Genomic DNA, 774 nt, shown 5'->3' with positions numbered 1-774 from the left:
AAGCTTTAGTTGCAGCTAAAGCCTGGGTCTCACATTACCCGAAACTGGTCGATTAAGAGGGATAATTTCCCATACAAAGCGTTTAAGACAGATTCGCAACGCGTGGCATTTTCGGTTTGATTCAGCTTAAGTGTTTACAGCACAATAGTTTAGGTTAGGTGGTCGCGTTGCTCACTACTTAACGCGGCGTTAGGCTCTTATGAGATATAGCGAACCATTAAAGCATTGCAGATTGATAGTAGGTAAAGATGTCAGAAATCAGAGCATTGAGAGTCGTATCTCCCAGCATTTGCGACTGTTGTACGTCAGGAATAAGTCATTACAGTCATGTAATGGTAACTAAGGTAAAATCGACTCAAAGTTCTTGGAATTTAAATGGTGTCGGTGAACTTAGAGGTGTTACGGCAACATGTCCTTACTGTGCTGCTATGTACGAAGCCGTCGAGCGTATTGTTCCTATCCATGTGGAAACATTAAATTGCCCAAAATGCAAAGAGAAAGATACCCTCGAACTGACGGTTAATGACATAAATCATACGTCTTTACTCAGTAAAAGTGGTGATCTTGAGTTTGAATTTCAAGCAGAGCTTCGATGTACCAAGTGCCAAGAGAAAAAATCATTTAGCCAAAAAATGTGGGATATCCTGAGTGCGTCTGAAGTGGAAATTACTTTAACAGGTATCCGCATAAAACGAGCCTAACAAACGACTATGGCGTCAATAACTAATTTTGAGCTATGTTCTCATCCCACATGACGCCATCTCTTAGCATCGT

General features: G+C 41.1%; 1 protein-coding gene. It reads left to right on the top strand.

The features are described 5' to 3' along the window. Positions 1-332 precede the first annotated feature (332 nt). A complete protein-coding gene (locus ACRQQK_RS15500; RefSeq protein WP_457512850.1) occupies positions 333-701 on the top strand; it encodes a hypothetical protein in 369 nt (122 codons plus the stop codon). Positions 702-774 lie beyond the last annotated feature (73 nt).

The sequence above is a fragment of the Vibrio sp. C8 genome, from assembly GCF_054051265.1.
This window is presented reverse-complemented; position numbering and strand designations above follow the sequence as displayed.

Bases quoted from the DNA above. Each gene is read 5' to 3' on its own strand.
- ACRQQK_RS15500 (WP_457512850.1), top strand. From the start codon at position 333: ATGGTAACTAAGGTAAAATCGACTCAAAGTTCTTGGAATTTAAATGGT.